Genomic DNA, 17,904 nt, shown 5'->3' on the forward strand with positions numbered 1-17,904 from the left:
CTGGCTGATCCTCGCCGTCTTCACCCAGCTGCGTCTGGCCCGCCCGCAGGCGGCCGACCTCCGGCGGCCGTGGGAGAAACCAAGCCCGCCCGACAAACTGACTCCCGCCCGAGTCCGCCGCGCTTTTCGGCACCTCCGCCCGCAGGCGACCTGTCCCGCCGCAGCACCGAAACCTTCCCACCCCGGACCCGGACGGCCGCCGGGCCGCAAGAACACCCGACCCACCCCACGCCACGACGTGCATACCATCGGCAAGTCAGGCATGAGACAGAAGAAGTCAACGACCCCACGACCACGCCGCACAGGTTAAAGATCAAGTTAGGGCGTGTACTGAAAGTGGACCTTGAGCGATGAATGATCACGGTCACGGGGCGGGGAGATCTCACGGACGAGCAGTGGGCGGTGTTGGAACCGTTGTTGCCGAAGGGGATGAAGGCAGGGCGCCCGCCCGTCTGGCCCCGGCGCCAGCTGATCGACGGTATACGGTTCCGGACCGGTGTGCCGTGGCGGGACGTGCCCGTCGAGTATGGACCGTGGGGACGGATCTACGACATGTTCCGCCGATGGCAGCGCAATGGCACCTGGCACCGGATCCTCACCCACCTCCAGTCCCTGGCCGATGCGGGGGGTGCGATCGTGTGGGACCTGAGCGTCGATTCCACAGTGTGCCGGGCTCATCAGCACGCGGCCGGGCCCGGAAGCAGGGCGACCTGCGGAAGGAACCGCCTGGGGGGTGTCCACCGAACCTGGTGATCACGAACTGGGACGCTCGCGCGGCGGGTTCACCACCAAGCTGCACCTGGCCGTCGAGCAGGGCCGGAAGCCCACAGCCGGATCCATGCTCACGCCCCAGCACCTCGGTCTGTTTGCGGGGTTGAAGGTACTTCGCCACCCGGCATGGGCGGCCTGTCCGCTCCGGGGTGCCCCGCGCGCTGAGCTGCTCGGTGAGCGGCCGGGAAGTGCCGGTCACCGCGAGCGCGTCCAACCGGGCTCGCCGGCCCCGGGCACCCCGGGCCGTGCTTGCGCCCGGGGTGCCGGGGCTCTGCTGCTGGGTTTTCAGCCTGGCGGTCAGCGTTCGAGGAGGGCGATGCGGATGGCTCGTTCGACGTGGGCGGCCGTGTTTGCGTGTCCTGCGGCGTTGGGGTGGACCAGGGTGACGCGCTTGCCGATGAGACCGCAGTTCAGCAGGGTGCCGGGGAGCTTGGTGGGCCAGTAGTCCGCGGCGTCCCCGCAGATGCCCTCGACCCACTTGGTGCCCGCAGGCTGGCAGGCGTCGTGGCCCACGCTGGAGGAGTAGACATCGACGTAGCGGTCGCCGAAGAAGTCCGTGACCCGCTTGATCGTGGCGTTCAGCTGCTTGAGGACGTCGTCACGGAGCCAGTCGACGTCGGCGTGGGTGATCGTGCCGAGTTCGGTAAGGGACGCGCGGTTGCAGGTACTGGCGTCCTCGGGCAGGACGGCCGGGTAGCCGACCGTGATCACCTTGGCGTTGGGCGCGGCCTGGTGTACCTGGGCCAGCATCTCGATGTACTCGTCCTGGACCCGGGCGAGCTTGTCCTGGATGTTCTCCTCGCCCTCGGGGGGATTGGTGTAGTACTCGCGGCAGGACTTGCCGACCGTGCCCTGTTCGAGGCACTTCAGAAGCATGCCGCCGAAGGGCAGGCTGTTGCCGCCGACGCCGATGGTGACGATGTCGGTCTGGTCGTCCAGGCCGGCCCGCTCGATCTGCGGGTCCACCGCGGGCCAGCCGCCGGCAGGAGGCTGGACCGGGCTGATCGGTGTCTGCTTGTCCTTGGCGATGTCGGCGATGGTGGCGTTGCCGCAGCTGACGTTGGTCAGGTGGACGGGCTTGCCCGGCGGGAACTCGGCGAGCTCCCGCTCGACGACGCCGGGGTAGGCGTCGGAAGTGCGGTCGCAGCCGTCCCGTGACGCGTCACCCAGCGGGGGCTGCGGGTCGCCGACGAAGCCGCCGGCGGTGTACGAGTCGCCCAGAGCGTCCCACTCGTACTGATCGGCCGCGCTGGCGGAGCCATAGGGCACGAGCGCGGACGCCGCCAGCGCGAGCCCGACGGCCAAAGCCCGCATGCGCAGGCGGGAGACAGGGTGACGCATGGATCCTCCAGGATCTGCAAAGACGCCCGGCACTGAAACGTGACTCCGGGCGGAAGGCACCTCTGCCGAGATCATCCACGCCGTCGGCCTGCCCCTTCGGTCAATCGCGCCTATCAGCCCCGATCGAGCTAAATGATCAGATCTTTCGCGCCGTCACATGCCGCCTGCCAGCACCCCGTCCAGGGCAGTCAAACCCAGAAACCTGCTCCGGAAGCCGTTCTCGGAGCACTTCCGAGACACGCCCCAGGACAGGACACTCACCGCCCCGGCGGTACCCACCACCATCCAGCCAGCCGGGACCGGTCAGGACGAGCACCAGGAGGAGCGCACATAGTCGCGGACATAGCTACAGCTCCTCGCTGACGTGAGGTGTTGTCAGAGGTTCGTGACACAGTCCCGTGCATGATCAAGGAACAGGGTGAAGACTGCCTGGCTGGCGTCGACGAGGTGAATTGGGCGGGCCTGTTCCATGCTTACGGGAGCGCCCAGGACGTCCCGGGCCAGCTGCGCAGCGTGTGTGGCGACGACGAAGTTGCCCGCAAGGCGGCGTTGAGCAAGCTCTTTTCGAACATCTTCCATCAGGGCACCCGCTACTCGGCCTCTCCGCACGCGGTACCGTTCCTGGCCCGGATCGCCGTGGCCGGCCCCCGGACCGCCCGCGTCGGCACACTGTGGCTGCTCACGCGCCTGGCCGTCGACTGGCACGACGAATACACCCTCCCCCACGGCATCGACACCGTCGCCTGGCGGGCAGTCGCTGCCGAGAACTCGCAGGAGCAGTTCCTGGCCTGGTACGACGAGGAACTCGCCACCGAACAGGACCCCGACAGACGCAGCCGTCTGGAGGAGGGACGCACGTACTGCGCGGAGGGAGGATTCATCGACTCCCGCGCAGGCGGCTTGGCTTCCTACGACGCCGTCCGAGCCGAACTCCCCAGCCTGACTTGTCTCCTCGACGACCCGGACCCCGAGGTCCGTACACGCACCGCCTACCTGCTCGCCTGGTTCCCTGAGGAAGGCCGCTGGATTGCCCCTCTCCTGCTCGCGCGCCTGGAGCACGAGCCCGACTCCCGCACCGCGGCGACGGCTCTCGTGGCCGTGGGGCTCGTCTGCGACCACGCTCTCGCACGCGACCTTCGCCCGTGGCTCGACAACCCGCACCCGCTGCTGCGCTGGGCAGCCGCCACCGCGCTCGCCCGCCTCACGACCGACGTTCACGCCGCAGACGCCGGCCTCAACGACGACGGCAAGCTGGTCGAGCAGATCATCGCTGTGCTCACGGAGGCCGCCGCCGGCCAGGTACCGGCGCCGGGGACGGAATTCAACGAGGGGAACCTCCACGGGTACACCGCCCGCACCCTCATCACGCTGATCCCCCACGCCCCCGACACCGTGCTCGCCGGAATCACCGACGCCTTCGGGGGCACGCCCAACCGTCAGATCGCCGGCCTCGCACGCCCCGTGGTCCTCGCCGCCTTTCCCGACGCCGTCGACCACACACTCACCTCGTTCACCGAGCTTGGCGCTGGCCAGCAGCGCATCCTGCGAGTCCTCGCGGAGAATGGGCCCTGGAAGCACTACGGCGAGAAGTTCGAACTCGCCCTGCGTGAGCGCGGCCTCCCTGACACCCAACCGGCCCTGTGTACTTACACCGACACCACCGCGGCCGGACGCATCACCGACCCGAACGACCCCTGGGACGGGTGGGACGAGTAAATATCTTCACCAGCCCTCGGTCAACGCGGCAACGCCCCGCCGCCTGCATGATCGCCCCGCCTTGGCTCGTGCAGGCGGAACCGGAGGCCCAAATCACTCCAGTCTCGCTGAGCGGCCGCCCAGGCTGCAGGGCACGGGGGTCTGCGGTCAGCAGCCACGCCCGTTCATGGACGCGGAAGCGCGGTACCTGACCTCGGTGCGCGGCCCTCCTCGATCTGCAGGTCGCCTTCAAGTCACTCTGGTCATCTACCAGGTGCTGTCCGAGCGGGACGAACTCGCGGCCGCATTGAGCGCCACCTCACCCGGACCGTGAAGCGCCACCCCGAGCACGCCCTGCTCCTCTCCCCTTACGCCCGCTGGTCGCTCCTGCCCCGCGCCCGCCGCGCGCACCCGCGACCCGCGGGTCAGAGGCACTGGCTGCATAGGTTGCGAGCAACCGCCAAGCGGTAGGTGTGGAGGCGACCGGTCCGAATGCCTCCCCCTGGTCCCGCAGCACGGCCAGATCCGCTATCGCCTCACCACCGTCGGCGAGCATCACCGCGAGATCGGTGGCGGTCCGCCCCGGATCGTGCTCGGTGTCACGCGGTCGCAGCGGCCTGAGCGCAGTGGAGTAGGCGTTCTTGCCCGGGTATCTGCGTCGGGCGGCCGGCTTCGAGAATGTCGCGTCACAGCATCGGCGCGATCGGCAGATCCGGTTCCTGGCCCGCAAGTACGGACAGCTGACCTGGCGGCCGCGCGTGGGCCGGAGTGCCGGTCGCCGTCGAGCCGCGTTCAACGTGGTTCGACGCCACCGGCGCGCAGCATGTCCAGGGTACGGTCCAGATTGCTGCGGGTCGCCTCGACGGCGGCGTCCGGGTCCCCGGCGACGATCGCCTCGACCAGTACATGGTGCGCGTGGTCGATCGCGTGCTGCTCCTCGCTACCGTGCAGGTCGGTGTCGGCCAGCAGATGTGCGGCCGCCTCGCGCAGGGCGTCGATGAACGAGTCGAAGAGCCGGACGAGCACAGGGTTGCGCGCTGCCAGCACCACCCGGCGGTGCAGGCCCAGATCTGCCTCGACGAGTGCGGCCAGGTCGGCGGCCGCGTCGCGGGTGGCCAGCGCTTCCCGCAACGCAGTCACGTCCTCCGGTGTGCGTCGCCGCGCGGCCAGTCGGCCCGCTTCCACCTCCAGCGCCGCGCGGACCTCATACACGTCGAAGACCGCCGAGCGGCGCAGTTCCCGGTCGAACTCCGAGACGGGGGCGGTCGCGGCGACATAGGTGCCCGAGCCGTGCCGGGCGCGCAGCTGGCCGTCGGCGATCAGCACCCGGACCGCCTCGCGCGAGGTGGTCCGGCCGACGCCGAGCAGCCGGCTCAGCTCCACCTCACCGGGGAGCTTGGAGCCGACCGGCCACTCGCCGGTGCCGATCAGTCGGCGGAGCTCGGCGACGGCCTCCTCGACCAGCGAGCGATGGCGTACCGGTCGAACAGTCATGGGACGACCCTACAGGCCCCGGGACCGTGCCCCCGGGGTCCGCCCAGGACCGTGGATCTGTTTGGTCGTGGGCCTGCCGGACCGCGGAGCTGTCCGGCTCGCGTACAGCCGGGGACGGGGCCCTCCTTCAGCTCGACGGCTTTCGGGCCGGCTCGGGCAGCGGTATCGACTCCGGTGTCGCCGTCGGCACCGGCACCGGCAGCACCCGGTCGCGCAGGCGGAGCGCGCAGGTGAGCGCGACCAGCAGCACGCCGACCAACAGCGCGAGCACCGTGCGCAGTCCGTACGCGTCGGCCAGTCGTCCGAGCGCCGGCGCGGCCAGTCCGCCCACCGACATGGCGAGCCCCAGGGTCAGCCCGCTGGCGGTGCCGGGCCGGGTGGGCAGGTAGTCCTGAGCCAGCGTCACCTGGGGGGCGAACGGCAGGAACATGGTCAGTCCGAACAGCACCGCGCCCGCCACGGCCATGCCCGCGGACGGGGCGAACGCCACCGCCGCCAGTGCGGGGACGGCCAGCAGGTAGCCGGCGCGGATCGGTGCGAGTCGTCCGTGCCGGTCGCCCAGCCAGCCCCCGAGCAGGGTGCCGACCGCCCCGGCAAGGGTAAGGAGGGTGAGCGCCGTGGCGCCCACGCCCGCCGAGGCGTGCAGATCGCGCTGGATGTGCAGGGCGAGCATCGAGGTGACCGTCACATACGGCACCGACCAGCCGACGGTGGCCGCGGCCAGGCGTCCGAATGCCCGCCAGTCGTCCCGGTGCCCGCTCACCACCGCGCCCCGCACGGCCGGCGGGACCGCCGGTGTGTGTCCCCGGCGCCGCAGCCAGGGGCCCTGCGCGGCCCAGAGAGTTGCCGCCACCAGGGCGGGTACGGCCAGCAGCCAACTGCCTGTGAGGCCGAACGAGCCGACCACGAGGGTGACCAGTGCGGGCGCCAGCGAGGCTCCCAGCGTTCCGCCGACCGAGAACAGGCTCATCGCCCGCTGGGACTGTCCGCCCGCGGCCCGGGCCTGATTGGTGGCGGGCGGGTGGTAGGCGGCGATACCGATCCCGGCCAGGGCGACGCAGAGCCAGGTGATCAGGTAGCTGTCGGCCAGTCCCGCGCAGGTGAGCCCGCCCGCAGCGGTGAGGAAGCCGACCGGGATGAGCCAGCCGCGGTGGCGGCGGTCCACCAGCAGGCCGAACAGTGGTTGGACCACGCTGGACAGTCCGCTGGCCGCCAGTGCTATGCCGGAGACGGCGGTGTAGCTGTAGTGCCGTTCGGCCATCAGGAAGGGCAGCAGTGCCGGGACCGCGCCCTGGTACAGGTCGTTGACGACGTGGGTGCCGGTCAGGAAGACCAGCTGGCCGCGCTTCATCGCGCCCTCCGCTCAGGCCGCTTCGTCACCGGACGGGCGGCGTGGTGCGGCCAGGGCCGGGCCCGTTCCAGTTGGGCGCCGAGGGAGAGCAGGACGTCCTCCCGGTGGAGCCTGCCGGTCAGCATCACACCGACCGGCAGACCGTCCGGCGTCCGGTGCAGCGGCAGGCTGATCGACGGCTGCCCGGTGATGTTCGCCAGCGGTGTGCGCGGGGTGTGGGCGAGCATCCGGAGATAGGTGCGCTCCGGATCGTCGGGGTCGACCAATGAACCGACCGGCAGCGGCGGTTGGTCTGTGGTCGGGCTCAGCACGGCGTCAAACCCGGCGTAGCGGTGGCAGAGGGCGCGGGCATGGGTGAACAGCGACGCCATCGCCGCGTACAGCCGTACCGCGCCGTGCTCGCCACCCCGGGCCCGCAGCCAACGGGTGAGCGGCAGCAGACGTTCCTCCCGCTCGGGGGGCACCGGCACCGCGGCGGCCAGCACGCTCCACAGCACGGTGAAGTCCGCCAGGTACTCGACGGGGTCGTACGGCAGGGCCTCCTCCACATGGTGGCCGAGTCCGGCAAGCAGTTCGGCGGTGCGGCGGCAGGCAAGTGCGGCCTCGGGGTGCTGACCGGCGGTCGGCGGCAGCACCCCGATTCTCAGGGGGCCGGGTTCCCGTTCTGCGCAGGCCCGGAAGTAGCCGTGGGGTGGGGCGGGCAGGGCGGCGGCATCGCCCGGGGTACTGACGGCCATGACGTCCAGCAGCAGAGCGGCGTCCGCCACCGTCCTGGCCAGCGGTCCGGCGGTGGCCAGCCCCAACGCGTCCGTCCCGGGGGCGGGTGTCACCCGTCCCCGGGACGGTTTGAGGCCGACCACCCCGCAGGCCGCTGCCGGGATCCGGACCGAACCGCCGCCGTCGCTGCCCAGGGCGCCGGCGGCCAGGCCCGCGGCCACCGAGGCGGCGGCCCCGCCGCTGGAGCCGCCGGCGCCGCGGGTGAGGTCGTACGGGCAGCGAGCGGCGGCGAACACCGTCTCGGTATAGGCGGAGCAGCCGAACTCGGCGGCGGTGGTGGTACCCAGCAGCACGGCGCCGGCCGCCCGCAGGGTGCCCACGACAGCGGCGTCGGCCGGGGCCGTCCGGTCGTCGAAGGCCGCCGAGCCTGCCGTGAACGGCAGTCCGGCGACCGGCCAGGTGTCCTTCACCGACAGCGGCACCCCGAGCAGTGGCGGCGGGCCCTCGTCGTCGTCATCGACTGCGGCGGCCAGCCGGGCCTCGACGGCAGCGGCGGCCCGCCGGGCGCCGGGCGCGTCGACGGTGCGGTAGGCGCCCAGGTCGCTGTTCGTCTCCTCGATCCGGCGCAGGTGGTGGTCGACCAGCTCGGTCGGCGAGACGGTGCGGCCGCGGATCGCCGCGGCTTGTTCGGTCAGCGTCAGGTCATGAAGGTCTGTCATGATCACCCCTAAACTCCTCAGGTCCTCTGAGGACTTTCACCGTAGAGGGTGACCGGACCGGAAAGCAAGGCAAGCCTTACCCCGGCCCTCCTGGCCCCGGTTCCGGCCGCCGCCCTGCTCCGTCTGCCCCCGCGGGTACCCCCTACGGCAGGAAACGGGAGAAACGCCCCGGTGGCGCCCCGCGGGGCGCCACCGGCACCGGGCGACCCGCCCAGGACGGCCGACTCCGTCCGGGCGGGCCGGAGTCCGGCGCCGCGGAGCGGTGGCCGCCGGGTTCACCGTCGGCTCCCGGACCGCGGGCGCGCATGTGGTCCGGCACCCTCCCGAAGACGACGGCTGACCCCCGAACGCGCGAAACCGCCCCCCCCAGACACATCGAGGACCCGCGCGAAAGAGTCCGGCGACGGCTTGCCGCACCCCCACTCGGCGCCCGCCAACTGGGCGCCGACGACACCGACGACCCCTACCGGCGCGGCATGCTCACCATCGCCCGCGCCACCAGCCGGGCCGAAAGGGCCTGGCTTCGGGAGGCGTTGGCCTGACACCGCACCCGCAGGCACGTCGCCCGTTCTGCACCCGATCGCCTCCTCTTCCCGAAAGACTGTGCCGGTGGCAGAGCCAGTACGGATCCGCGAGATCGACAGCGATGAGGGACAGCGCCTGCTGCGGATCTCTGCTCAACGAGTTCGTCGAAGTGGTACAGCGCCGTCTCCCGCTCCCGGGCCCCGACGACGCTGTTGCTCAGGATGCCCAGGGCCGCGCTCGGACACGCGTCAGTGCGGCGGCGCGGTCAGGCCGGGGGATGCCGGCGGGCGAGAGAGACCGGGGCGGGCGCAGTGCCGGCGCGCCGGGTGGGGCCACCGGTCGCCGGCGCCGCGGGCGACGTCGTGTTTGCCGGGAGCCCGGGACGTCGGGTCGTTCCTGAGTCCGTCGAGATGGCAGCAGCCGGCCATGCGACCCAGGCATCGGTGGCCGCACGTACGGTCTGCGCACGACTGATCAGTGGTGGGTGGGTGTACTTCAGCGGTCGAGACGGCGGGCTCGACGGCGTGGAGGCGGGGTTGACGGACATGGCACCGCGGTCGTCGCTGCCCGAGACACGCGAGGAGCCGCAAAGTTCCTGACCCTGCACAGCCACCGTCTCACTTGATGTGCTGGGCGGGCCGGGTGGTGATGTGGAGCAGGTACTCCAGGGGGCCACGCCGGAACAGACGGGTCCAGACGGTCGCCAGGAGCGCGGCGGCAGCGATGAAGCCGAGGAGTACGGGCAGGGCGGACAGGGTCTCGTCCTCGATCGCGGCCACGTGCCAGACATTGGTGAAGAACCAGAGGGCGACGATGTGCAGGACGTAGGCAGTCAGCGCCGTGGTGCCGACTGCCGCAATGGGTGCGGCCAGGCGTGTGAGGCGTGGCAGCCGGTCGGCGACAGTCAGGCACGCGGCCACCACTACGAGGGCGATGCCCGTGTTGCCGAGGATGGAGAAGGTCGTCTGGCTATGCGGCGCGGCCACCAGGAGCCAGGCGAGCGGCGTGCGGTCCCCGGGTTCACCCACGGTGTCGGACCACCACGCAGACGACGCCGAATCGCCATCCGTGGCAGCCACGACGGCGGAAAGAGCGTGTGGGACCAGGCGCAGGGCCAGCCAGGAGCCTCCGTAGCCGAGCACGGCGAGCGCCCCGCCGGTCAGAGCCAGCTGGGATCGGATGCCGGTGCGCGTGAGGTCGAGCCGGGCCACCGCCATACCGGCGATCAGGAACGGCATCCACGTGAGAACCGGATACTCCCCTGTGAACAGCAACTCGACGAAGCCGTCCGTGCCGCTGATCCAGGCCAGCGGATCCCGTGCAGCGATGGCGTCGGCCCAGTTCCCCTCTTCGATCGACTTCCTTATCACGTACAGGACTTGAGGCGAGATCAGCGCACTTGCGGCAGCGATGAGCACGAGCGTCCTTGCTCGCAACCGGCACAGCGGGAGGGCGATCAGGAAGAGCAACCCGTAGAAGCTGAGGATCACGTCGACCCGGGTGTCCAGGGCGGTCAGGGCGTAGCCGAGCGCTGCCAGGACGACGGCACGGATCACGATTCTGACCACCGCCTGACGGCCAGAGCGCCCCGTCCGCGGATGCGGACGGCCGGTGATAAGGATCAGCGAGAAGCCCGCGAGCAACGCGAAGAGGGCGGAGGAACGGCCCCGCGCCACCTCTAGCAGGAACCCCACCGGCCCGCCCACTGTCACGTCGGGGCCGACATGGGCGGAGTACATCCCGAAGACCGCGAGCCCGCGGACCAGATCGATGCCGATCACTCTGCCCGTCGACGGCGCGATGCTCGCGCTGGACGAGTGATCTGCCTCAAGCTCACGTGGCACTTGTGCCGGTTCGATCAACAATGCGTTCTGTGTCATGCCTTGAGGTTTCACCGACCACCCGCCCCAGCCAGCCCGGCGGCTTTCCGAAGGCACCCTGCCGACCGGCCGAAGTTGACCGGCCGACCGGCTGAACCGCATCCCCGGCTGACGCGAAACGTATCTACCCGGCGGACGGACGGCTCCCGGCGTGGTACGGATCAAATGGCGGCATGCGACGAGCGGAGCGCACGTGATCCGGGTACTGGTAGTGGACGACGAAGCCCTCATCCGCATGGGCTTCACACACATTCTCAACACGGTGGACGACATCGAGGTCGTGGCGGCGGTTTCCGGCGGCCAGGCTGTGTCGACGGTGCGGGAACTCCGCCCTGACATCGTCCTGCTGGACATCCGTATGCCCGACGTGGACGGGCTCACCATTCTGGCCAACCTCCGCCGCATTCCGGACCCCCCGGTAGTGGCCATGCTCACCACGTTCGACACCGACGAGTACGTGGCGACCGCCCTGCGCTCAGGTGCCGCCGGATTTCTGCTCAAGGACACCGATCCTGAGCACCTTCCCCACCTCGTGCGAACCCTGGCAGACGGCGGGACCGTGCTGTCGTCCAAGATCACCCGCACCGTGGTGGATGCCTACCTCGACAAAGGCACGCACGAACTCCCCGCCGCCCGCCTCGCCGCCCGGCTGACCGAGCGCGAGCGTGCCGTCCTCATACTCATGGCGGAAGGACTCGCCAACACCGACATCGGTGAACGGATGCACCTGAGCACCGGCACTGTCAAAGGCCACGTCAGTACCGTATTCAGCAAACTGCGGGTCAGCACCCGCGTCCAGGCGGTCCTGATCGCCGAACGCGCAGGTCTCCTCGCTCCACCGCGAGACGGGGACACGCGATGAACCTCCGACGCCCGCCGGCTCCGCTGCTGGACACCGCTCTCGTCGGGGCCTCGCTGGCAGACGCATGGGTCAACGTCCACGTCGAGGAGCACGCGGCCATGGCCTGCGCTCTGCTCGCCCCGCTGGCCCTCACGGTGCGCCGCCGTCTGCCACTGACGACCTTCGTGCTCACGCTTCCTACCGCCCTGGTCACCGACGCGGTGCTCGCCACGATGGCCGCGCTGTACACGCTCTCCTCACTCAACCGCCACCGTGTCCTGCTGGCCGGCTGCGCCCTGGCCTACGCGATCACCAACTTCCTGCCGTGGCCGTGGTCGTCTCTGAGGGCCGCCGACCTCGCCCAGACCCACAACCTGGTCCACCTCACGTACACCCTGGCCACTGCAGTGGCCCCCGTCTTCCTGGGCCAGCTCGTACAGGCCCGACGCGAACTGTCCCAGCGGCTCGTCGAGATCTCCGATGCCCGCGAACACGAACGGCTGCTCACCGCCCAGAGCGTCCTGGCGAAGGAACGCGCACAGCTCGCCCGGGAGATGCACGATGTGGTCTCCCACCAGGTCAGCCTCATCGCCGTGCAGGCCGGAGTACTCCAAGTGGGCAGCCAAGACGCCGAGACCAAAAAGGCCGCAGCCACGATCCGACGGCTCAGCGTGCAGACCCTGGACGAACTGCGGCACATGGTCAGCGTGCTGCGCGCCTCGGGCAGCCGCCCCACGGAGCTCACTCCTCAGCCTTCTCTTGCCGATCTGCAGCAACTGGTCGGAAGCAGCGGCATCGACGCGGAGCTGGAGACGGACCTGCCCGAAGGCCTGCCGCCCCCCGTCCAACGCGCCGTCTACCGGACCGTCCAGGAAGCCCTGACCAACGTCCGTAAACACGCCCCCGGCGCCACGGCGAGGGTATGCATCCATCACAGGGACAGCGCCATCCACACCGCCATCACCAATACCGCCCCCACCCGGCCAGCGCTCCCCCTGCCCAGCGCCCATCACGGCCTCGCCGGGCTACGCCAACGCGCTGAGCTTCTCGGCGGCACGATCGCTGCCGGGGCCACAGCCGACGGTGGGTACAGGCTCCACCTGAAACTGCCGACCGGGGAAAGGCTGGCTCCCACTAGCGCTTCCGCACCGGTCGAGTCGTAACGCATTTAGGCTCGTCTGGCTTTATCGAGCAATAGCGATTCTGGCTCACTTTCCGTGAAGCGGGCACCGTGGGTGACGGCGCTCTTACTGTTTGGGCCTCACGGTAGTCATTCGTGCCTGCGCTGGCCGTCCGGCAGGGTCGCAGGACCAGTTGTCCAGGAAGCAGCGCGGAGTACTTGCGCGGCGATCTCCAGCACGGTCAGACCATCTGTCGGGATACGGACGGTTCGCGCTGGAGCCTTAGCATCCAGATGCCGCGCCATTCGCAGGCTGCGCTCGATGTGCGCGGCAAGTTGTGTTCCGATTTCCCTCTGCGCCAGCCTTTGTCTCACGGTGGTCTCGCTGGCCGTGAGCAAGACATGGGCGACTCTGACCCCGTTGCCGCCCATGGCACGCCTGATCATTGGCTCTTCGAGGATACTCACCGTGTTGGTATAAATCAGTCGACTCTGGCCAAGAGCAGCGTAGTTCGACCAGACCGCGGCGATGTTCCGTTCGGTGATCGATGTGCGGTGAGGGTCGTCGGCAGGGGCGGGATGGATCTGGTCCATGTAGTCCCCCTCAATCAGACAGTGCGCCGTCCCCACCTTCTGCAGGGATGCGGATACTTCCCAGGCAACGGTCGTCTTCCCGACGCCCGCGCCACCACCGATGAGCAACAGTTCGTAAGAAGGCATGGCCGATCAGCTTGGCAGAGCCCGGGTCGGGAGGCACATTGTTTTTCGACGGTGACTCTGACGCAATTGACCTCGTGCGCGGAGCCCCCCCCGCGTGGCTTCGACCTCAATGTGAGCGGCGCTCGCAAACAGCGCAGCCAGGTCGGTCCTTCTGCCTGTCGGTGAGCAGGTCAGCGCCGGTGTGGAGGGTTCGCCGTGCGGTATAGAGCGGGTCGCTCCTGCGTCCGCGGTGCCCGTGGATGGCCAGTTGGACACGTCGGCGGTATCGGTCGAGTGCGTCGCTGGCCAGACGCACGACGTGGAATGGGTCCATGACCGCGACCGCGTCGGGCAGTTCCTCGCTGGCGACGGTCTTGAACCCGGTGAAACCGTCCATCGCGACGACCTCGACGCGGTTGCACCAGGACTCTTCCCGTTCGGCGAGCCAGGCCTTGAAGGCCTGCTTGGAACGGCCTTCGACCATGCCGAGCAGCCGGGCAGGGCCGGTGCCGTCGCGGTTGCCGGTCAGGCCAATGATCACGGTGACGTACTTGTCGCCACGCCTGGTGTGGCCGCCACACGTGCCCACAGCCGATGCAGCGGTAGCGTCGGATCGTGACGTGAAGGATCGTGTGCCGCCAGCCGAGTGGCTCGTGCGCTGGTCTTCGTACTAACCCCCGTCCTCGGGAGACCTCGACGCCTACCCGGCCACCGACGCGGGATGAGCTTCCACCGTCGGTGTGACACGAGTTTTTGACGGTTGATGATCTGAAGTCATCCAGGTGAGGGCGAATCATCCTGCTTCGACCCCGATCGTGCGAGGGTGCTCGGGGCCGGAACTTGAACGGTGGCTTCAGTCGTGGCTTGTGAGCCGTTCAGCTCTGGGGCATTCAGCGGCCGATGTCGTCCAGCTCGGCCAAGTCCCCATGAGACAGGGCGAGTCCCGCGCCGGCGATGTTCTCGCGCAGGTGTGCCGTCGATGACGTGCCGGGGATGAGCAGGATGTTCGGTGATCGCTGCAGCAGCCAGGCCAGTGCGACGGACATCGGTGTCGCCTCCGATCGAGCGGCGACCGCCGAGAGCGCCGAGGACTGAAGCGGGGTAAAGCCCCCGAGGGGGAAGAAGGGCACGTACGCGACGCCGTCGGGGGCGAGCCGGTCGATGAGCTTGTCGTCGTGGCGGTGGGCGAGGTTGTACATGTTCTGCACGCACACGATCGGCGCGATGCTCTGTGCCTCGGTGACCTGCTCCTCGGTGGCGTTGCTGACCCCGAGGTGGCGGATCAGGCCCTGCTGCTGGAGTTCGACGAGCGTCTCGAACGCCTCGGCGAGCGAGCCGGGCTGGGGGCCTTCGGCGTTGCCGAGTCGGAGGTTGACCAGGTCGAGTCCGTCGAGCCCGAGGGACTTGAGGTTGTCGTGGACCTGGCGGCGCAGATCTTCGGGCCGCCGGGCCGTAGGCCAGCCACCCTGTTCGTCGCGGGTCGCGCCCACCTTGGTCACGATGTGCAGCGACTCGGGATAGGGACGCAGCGCCTCGCGGATCAACTCGTTGGTGACGCGCGGCCCGTAAGCGTCACTGGTGTCGATGTGGGTGATACCGACGTCTACCGCTTCACGCAGAACGGCCAGGGCACCCTCGCGATCGGCGGGCGGCCCCATAACCCACGGGCCGGCCAGTTGCATGGCGCCGTAACCGAACCGGGTGACGGTCAGGTCACCCAGAGCCCAGGTGTCGCCGGGAAGAGAGAGGGAGGGCGTGCTCATCTTGTTGCCTTTCGTCGTGCACTTGGGGGGTGGTGCTTGTTGTCTTCCTGCATCAGCATTGGAGAGAAACTTCCTGTCGGGAAGTGGGCACTTTGGAGTGCGTAACCCACCCATTGGTGAGAGGTGCGATCAGTGACGACGATGAAGGCGGCCCGGAAGAGGGCTCAGGCCAAGGTGGAGTACAACGCGTTCCTGGCAGAGTGCCCCAGCCGGCAGCTGCTCGACCGAATCTCGGACAAGTGGGTCGTCCTGATCTTGTGTGCGCTGGGCGGCGACAACAGCCCCCGCCAGCCCGGTGCAACACACGCAGACGCTCCGAAGGCGATGCGCTACTCCGAGATCTCTCGTCTTCTGGCCGGGGTCAGCCAGAAGATGCTGACCCAGACGCTACGCTCGCTGGAGCACGATGGTCTGCTCACCCGTACCGTGACGCCAACCGTCCCTGTCACCGTCTCCTACGAGCTGACCGACCTCGGCCTCTCGCTCCACCACATGACGCGTGGGCTCAGAAACTGGGCGCAGACGCACATGGCCGAGGTCCTCGCAAACCGCGAGAACTACGACTCTCGCACGTCCTGACGCCTCACATCCAACCGTCCAACAGCACTACATTCATCGGCGCTACACCCTCAACTGCGAAGAGCCCCTTTGCTCAGCACGTGACAGAGATTGACACGTTGCTCCGGACAGGACTGAACGGTGGTCGTTCTACCGATTCAGAGTGGTGGGCGACGTCCCGAGCCTTCCCGCCCGGTTACCACGTAGCGTCCACAGCGGCATACCAACTTCAGCTCTCACGAGGCAAGTTGGGTGAGCGCTATGGGCAGTGATGCAAGGGGAACACGAATAGGCTGCCTGAACGCGCGTCGATCGAAAGAGGAGCCTCAGGGCTCGGCGACGGGGTCTTCGGCTTCGGCTCCCAGTGGTACGCCGACGTCGCCCACGACCGGGTCACCGCCGATTCGCGTTGGAGTCGACCTCCGTGATGTCCGGCTCGTCACCGTCCGCCAGCCTCCGGGCCTGGAGTTGCTCGGAGCGCAGCCCGCCGTAGCGGGCCCCGCACCTCAGCGGTCACCGGCTGGACCGCGATGTGCAGGTGCTTGCGCGCGTCGAGGCCGTGTGACCACATGCAGACGTAGGTCTGCTCGGGACGGCACAACGTCTCCACGACACGAGCGGTATCGCGCAGCAAGGGGCCGAGTTCCGCCGTCGCTGTGTCGTCGAGCTCGGCGATGGCCACGACGTGCTCTCGCGGACCGACGATCAAGGTGCCGAGATTCATCGGACCGACGACGTGGTTCACCACCCACGCAGCGGTCTCGTGCAGGACGCCCCCGGGCAACTCCCGGCGCCCGGTCAGCAGGTCACACCCACGACACCCCGTCACATCCACGCGCACCAGCCTATACAGAGCCCGCAGTAATGATGTCGACGGCCAACTTGGTTGATGGAAACGCCGGTTGGCGTACGTACGCGATGAAGCTCCTGGTACACGGGTTCACGACCAAGATCGCCCTTGTCGGGCAGAGCGGCGACCACTTGCGGGACCTGGCGGCCACCGGCGTCGACTTCACGGTGCTCGGGCGGCAGATCCTGATCCTCCCCGTGGACCATTACGCCCGCGTCGGGTCGCTGATGGAGGCCGATTTCGCGTCCGAGCTCGTCGTCGCGGAGGACGGCCTGGCGCTTGCCACACGGTGGTGATCCACGGCAAGGACGGAGTGCGGGGCGAGGCCGGCGGTTTCCACCCGTACTACGGGCTGATCGAGCGCGTCGCGGAGGAGTCGTCGATCCTCGACGACGCGTCGGCAGAAGCCGCGGCCCGCTCCCGTCTTGCCGCGTCGTCCCCGGCCCCCGGTGTTCCTCGACTCCCAGGAGGCCGTCCTGGTACCGGCCAGCAGCGTGGACGTGCCCGCCCTCGTCCCGGGGTGGTGTGTGGATGTCACGACGACCCAGACGTGCCGGGACATCGCGCAGAGCCTGAAGATCGCCATGGTCAAGGTGTACGAAGACGCCGGCGGGGAGGAAGTGTCTCTCCAGCTCACCCCGGCAGGGGTGTGAGTCGTGGCATTGCGTGGCTCTGCCGCCAGGCGCTCGCCCGACAACCCGCTCGCCGGTGTCCTGCGGGACCTGGACCGGCGCACGAGGTCGATGGAGCACCAGCCCGGAGCGGCCCCGGTGCCCGGCCCGCCGGGCCCGCCCGGTGAGCGAGGGCCGGAAGGGCCGCCAGATCCGGCCCCGGCCGCCGGGGTCGTCGTCACCGACCACGACGGCCGCGCCACCTGGACACTCGAACCACCTCTGGCCGAACCGCCCGTCATCAGTGCCATCGCCGTCACCTTGGTGTTGGCAGCAGCAGTGGAGGGTGCGGTAGCCGCCTGGGCCGGCGCTGCTACGCCACCCAGTGTGATTGCGGTTCCAAGGGCGAGCCCAGCGACACCTCCGCCGTGGAGCAAGGCGTCTACGACTCGGGCGGCAGCATGCTCCGCGACTTCCTGGACGGACTCACCGCGCACCTCGAACCGGGAGGCGAAGGATGGCTCATCCTGTCGGACCTGGCCGAGCACCTCGGACTCAGGACGTGCAGCGAACTCCTGGCCGACATCGAGGTGGCGGGCCTGCACATGGTGGACAGGACCGACATTCGGCCGCGGCATCCACGAGCGGGGGACACCGCGGATCCCCTCCACGCCGCCCGTGCCGCTGAGGTCACTTCGCTCTGGCATCTCGTCGGCACTTGACGATCAGCGCCGGTTGTCGCCGGGGGCGAACAGGCTGGTGACCTCGGCGATCGCCTCCGGGTAGGGGAGGAAGCGCACTTCCGGACTCGCGCTGGTGGTCGGTGTCGACATCGGGCCGGGGGCTCACGGCATCCGGTGGATGCGATCGCAAGGCGGAGGAGGCACCGGCCACGCAACCGTTCGAGTTCGATAGGAGTCTAGTGAGCGGAAACTTTTCTCCTGGAAGGCACCGCCCGTTTTCCCGCGT

15 protein-coding genes and 6 pseudogenes are annotated in these 17,904 nt (G+C 69.2%); 10 read left to right on the plus strand and 11 right to left on the minus strand.

What is annotated here, in order from left to right; all coding sequences use genetic code 11:
* Window positions 1–310, plus strand: a pseudogene (locus ACIQCZ_RS39925) (transposase); the annotation flags it as partial.
* A 119-nt stretch (window positions 311–429) separates the two neighbouring features.
* On the plus strand, window positions 430–753 hold the full coding sequence (locus ACIQCZ_RS39930; RefSeq protein ID WP_402290836.1) for a transposase: 324 nt from the start codon (window positions 430–432) through the stop codon (window positions 751–753).
* A gap of 315 nt (window positions 754–1,068) precedes the next feature.
* Here ACIQCZ_RS39930 and ACIQCZ_RS39935 read toward each other — a convergent pair whose 3' ends face one another.
* On the minus strand, window positions 1,069–2,112 hold the full coding sequence (locus ACIQCZ_RS39935) for an SGNH/GDSL hydrolase family protein (RefSeq protein WP_402290766.1): 1,044 nt from the start codon (window positions 2,110–2,112) through the stop codon (window positions 1,069–1,071).
* A gap of 402 nt (window positions 2,113–2,514) precedes the next feature.
* On the opposite strand from ACIQCZ_RS39935, the gene ACIQCZ_RS39940 reads away from it, so the two are divergent.
* Complete coding sequence (locus tag ACIQCZ_RS39940) at window positions 2,515–3,828, plus strand: HEAT repeat domain-containing protein (protein ID WP_402290769.1); 1,314 nt, start codon at window positions 2,515–2,517, stop codon at window positions 3,826–3,828.
* Window positions 3,829–4,237: 409 nt separating this feature from the next.
* On the opposite strand, the pseudogene ACIQCZ_RS39945 reads toward ACIQCZ_RS39940, so the two are convergent.
* The 4 genes and pseudogenes from ACIQCZ_RS39945 to ACIQCZ_RS39960 form a co-directional block, all read right to left on the minus strand.
* Window positions 4,238–4,447 (minus strand): annotated as a pseudogene (locus tag ACIQCZ_RS39945) (IS1380 family transposase); the annotation flags it as partial.
* Window positions 4,448–4,599: 152 nt separating this feature from the next.
* Complete coding sequence (locus tag ACIQCZ_RS39950) at window positions 4,600–5,301, minus strand: FadR/GntR family transcriptional regulator (RefSeq protein ID WP_402290771.1); 702 nt, start codon at window positions 5,299–5,301, stop codon at window positions 4,600–4,602.
* Window positions 5,302–5,428: 127 nt separating this feature from the next.
* The gene (locus tag ACIQCZ_RS39955) at window positions 5,429–6,652 is read right to left on the minus strand and encodes an MFS transporter (protein ID WP_402290773.1); all 1,224 of its coding nucleotides are present in this window, start codon (window positions 6,650–6,652) and stop codon (window positions 5,429–5,431) included.
* Window positions 6,649–8,088 carry an amidase gene (locus ACIQCZ_RS39960; RefSeq protein ID WP_402290776.1) on the minus strand — a complete coding sequence of 480 codons (1,440 nt, stop codon included), beginning with the start codon at window positions 8,086–8,088 and terminating at the stop codon, window positions 6,649–6,651. Before ACIQCZ_RS39960 ends, ACIQCZ_RS39955 begins: the two co-directional genes overlap by 4 nt.
* Before the next feature lie 425 nt (window positions 8,089–8,513).
* Between ACIQCZ_RS39960 and ACIQCZ_RS39965 the strand changes: the two are divergent.
* Window positions 8,514–8,630 (plus strand): annotated as a pseudogene (locus ACIQCZ_RS39965) (PadR family transcriptional regulator); the annotation flags it as partial.
* A gap of 131 nt (window positions 8,631–8,761) precedes the next feature.
* Here the strand turns inward: ACIQCZ_RS39965 and ACIQCZ_RS39970 are convergent.
* Together ACIQCZ_RS39970 and ACIQCZ_RS39975 are read right to left on the minus strand one after the other, a co-directional pair.
* Window positions 8,762–8,845, minus strand: a pseudogene (locus ACIQCZ_RS39970) (HAD family phosphatase); the annotation flags it as partial.
* Window positions 8,846–9,230: 385 nt separating this feature from the next.
* Window positions 9,231–10,493: a DUF418 domain-containing protein gene (locus tag ACIQCZ_RS39975; protein ID WP_402290778.1), complete on the minus strand. Its 1,263-nt coding sequence runs from the start codon at window positions 10,491–10,493 to the stop codon at window positions 9,231–9,233.
* Window positions 10,494–10,686: 193 nt separating this feature from the next.
* On the opposite strand from ACIQCZ_RS39975, the gene ACIQCZ_RS39980 reads away from it, so the two are divergent.
* On the plus strand, window positions 10,687–11,355 hold the full coding sequence (locus ACIQCZ_RS39980; RefSeq protein WP_402290781.1) for a response regulator: 669 nt from the start codon (window positions 10,687–10,689) through the stop codon (window positions 11,353–11,355).
* The gene (locus tag ACIQCZ_RS39985; protein ID WP_402290783.1) at window positions 11,352–12,497 is read left to right on the plus strand and encodes a sensor histidine kinase; all 1,146 of its coding nucleotides are present in this window, start codon (window positions 11,352–11,354) and stop codon (window positions 12,495–12,497) included. The genes ACIQCZ_RS39980 and ACIQCZ_RS39985 overlap by 4 nt, the downstream gene beginning before the upstream one ends.
* Window positions 12,498–12,604: 107 nt before the next feature.
* Here the strand turns inward: ACIQCZ_RS39985 and ACIQCZ_RS39990 are convergent, their stop codons facing one another.
* The 3 genes and pseudogenes from ACIQCZ_RS39990 to ACIQCZ_RS40000 form a co-directional block, all read right to left on the minus strand.
* Entirely contained in the window at window positions 12,605–13,174 is a 570-nt protein-coding gene (locus ACIQCZ_RS39990) for an AAA family ATPase (RefSeq protein ID WP_402290785.1), read from the minus strand.
* 87 nt (window positions 13,175–13,261) lie between these two features.
* Window positions 13,262–13,827 (minus strand): annotated as a pseudogene (locus tag ACIQCZ_RS39995) (transposase); the annotation flags it as partial.
* Between the two features lie 216 nt (window positions 13,828–14,043).
* Window positions 14,044–14,916, minus strand: coding sequence for an aldo/keto reductase family oxidoreductase (locus ACIQCZ_RS40000; RefSeq protein WP_402290787.1), 873 nt, complete (start codon window positions 14,914–14,916; stop codon window positions 14,044–14,046).
* A gap of 141 nt (window positions 14,917–15,057) precedes the next feature.
* Here ACIQCZ_RS40000 and ACIQCZ_RS40005 point away from each other — a divergent pair, with 141 nt between their 5' ends.
* The gene (locus tag ACIQCZ_RS40005) at window positions 15,058–15,495 is read left to right on the plus strand and encodes a winged helix-turn-helix transcriptional regulator (RefSeq protein ID WP_402290838.1); all 438 of its coding nucleotides are present in this window, start codon (window positions 15,058–15,060) and stop codon (window positions 15,493–15,495) included.
* A gap of 418 nt (window positions 15,496–15,913) precedes the next feature.
* Here the strand turns inward: ACIQCZ_RS40005 and ACIQCZ_RS40010 are convergent, their stop codons facing one another.
* Window positions 15,914–16,309: an HIT family protein gene (locus tag ACIQCZ_RS40010; protein WP_402290789.1), complete on the minus strand. Its 396-nt coding sequence runs from the start codon at window positions 16,307–16,309 to the stop codon at window positions 15,914–15,916.
* 47 nt (window positions 16,310–16,356) lie between these two features.
* Here ACIQCZ_RS40010 and ACIQCZ_RS40015 point away from each other — a divergent pair, with 47 nt between their 5' ends.
* The 3 genes and pseudogenes from ACIQCZ_RS40015 to ACIQCZ_RS40025 form a co-directional block, all read left to right on the plus strand.
* A complete protein-coding gene (locus ACIQCZ_RS40015; RefSeq protein ID WP_402290791.1) occupies window positions 16,357–16,620 on the plus strand; it encodes a hypothetical protein in 264 nt (87 codons plus the stop codon).
* A 129-nt stretch (window positions 16,621–16,749) separates the two neighbouring features.
* Complete coding sequence (locus tag ACIQCZ_RS40020) at window positions 16,750–16,977, plus strand: hypothetical protein (protein ID WP_402290794.1); 228 nt, start codon at window positions 16,750–16,752, stop codon at window positions 16,975–16,977.
* Between the two features lie 377 nt (window positions 16,978–17,354).
* Window positions 17,355–17,657 (plus strand): annotated as a pseudogene (locus ACIQCZ_RS40025) (methyltransferase); the annotation flags it as partial.
* Window positions 17,658–17,904: the final 247 nt, after the last annotated feature.

Source organism: Streptomyces sp. NPDC093149 (assembly GCF_044754145.1).
Classification (GTDB): domain Bacteria; phylum Actinomycetota; class Actinomycetes; order Streptomycetales; family Streptomycetaceae; genus Streptomyces.

Bases quoted from the DNA above. Each gene is read 5' to 3' on its own strand.
- ACIQCZ_RS39975 (WP_402290778.1), bottom strand. From the start codon at position 10,493: ATGACACAGAACGCATTGTTGATCGAACCGGCACAAGTGCCACGTGAG.
- ACIQCZ_RS40005 (WP_402290838.1), top strand. From the start codon at position 15,058: ATGAAGGCGGCCCGGAAGAGGGCTCAGGCCAAGGTGGAGTACAACGCG.
- ACIQCZ_RS39985 (WP_402290783.1), top strand. From the start codon at position 11,352: ATGAACCTCCGACGCCCGCCGGCTCCGCTGCTGGACACCGCTCTCGTC.
- ACIQCZ_RS39960 (WP_402290776.1), bottom strand. From the start codon at position 8,088: ATGACAGACCTTCATGACCTGACGCTGACCGAACAAGCCGCGGCGATC.
- ACIQCZ_RS39940 (WP_402290769.1), top strand. From the start codon at position 2,515: ATGATCAAGGAACAGGGTGAAGACTGCCTGGCTGGCGTCGACGAGGTG.
- ACIQCZ_RS39990 (WP_402290785.1), bottom strand. From the start codon at position 13,174: ATGCCTTCTTACGAACTGTTGCTCATCGGTGGTGGCGCGGGCGTCGGG.
- ACIQCZ_RS39930 (WP_402290836.1), top strand. From the start codon at position 430: ATGAAGGCAGGGCGCCCGCCCGTCTGGCCCCGGCGCCAGCTGATCGAC.
- ACIQCZ_RS40000 (WP_402290787.1), bottom strand. From the start codon at position 14,916: ATGAGCACGCCCTCCCTCTCTCTTCCCGGCGACACCTGGGCTCTGGGT.
- ACIQCZ_RS39935 (WP_402290766.1), bottom strand. From the start codon at position 2,112: ATGCGTCACCCTGTCTCCCGCCTGCGCATGCGGGCTTTGGCCGTCGGG.
- ACIQCZ_RS39950 (WP_402290771.1), bottom strand. From the start codon at position 5,301: ATGACTGTTCGACCGGTACGCCATCGCTCGCTGGTCGAGGAGGCCGTC.
- ACIQCZ_RS39955 (WP_402290773.1), bottom strand. From the start codon at position 6,652: ATGAAGCGCGGCCAGCTGGTCTTCCTGACCGGCACCCACGTCGTCAAC.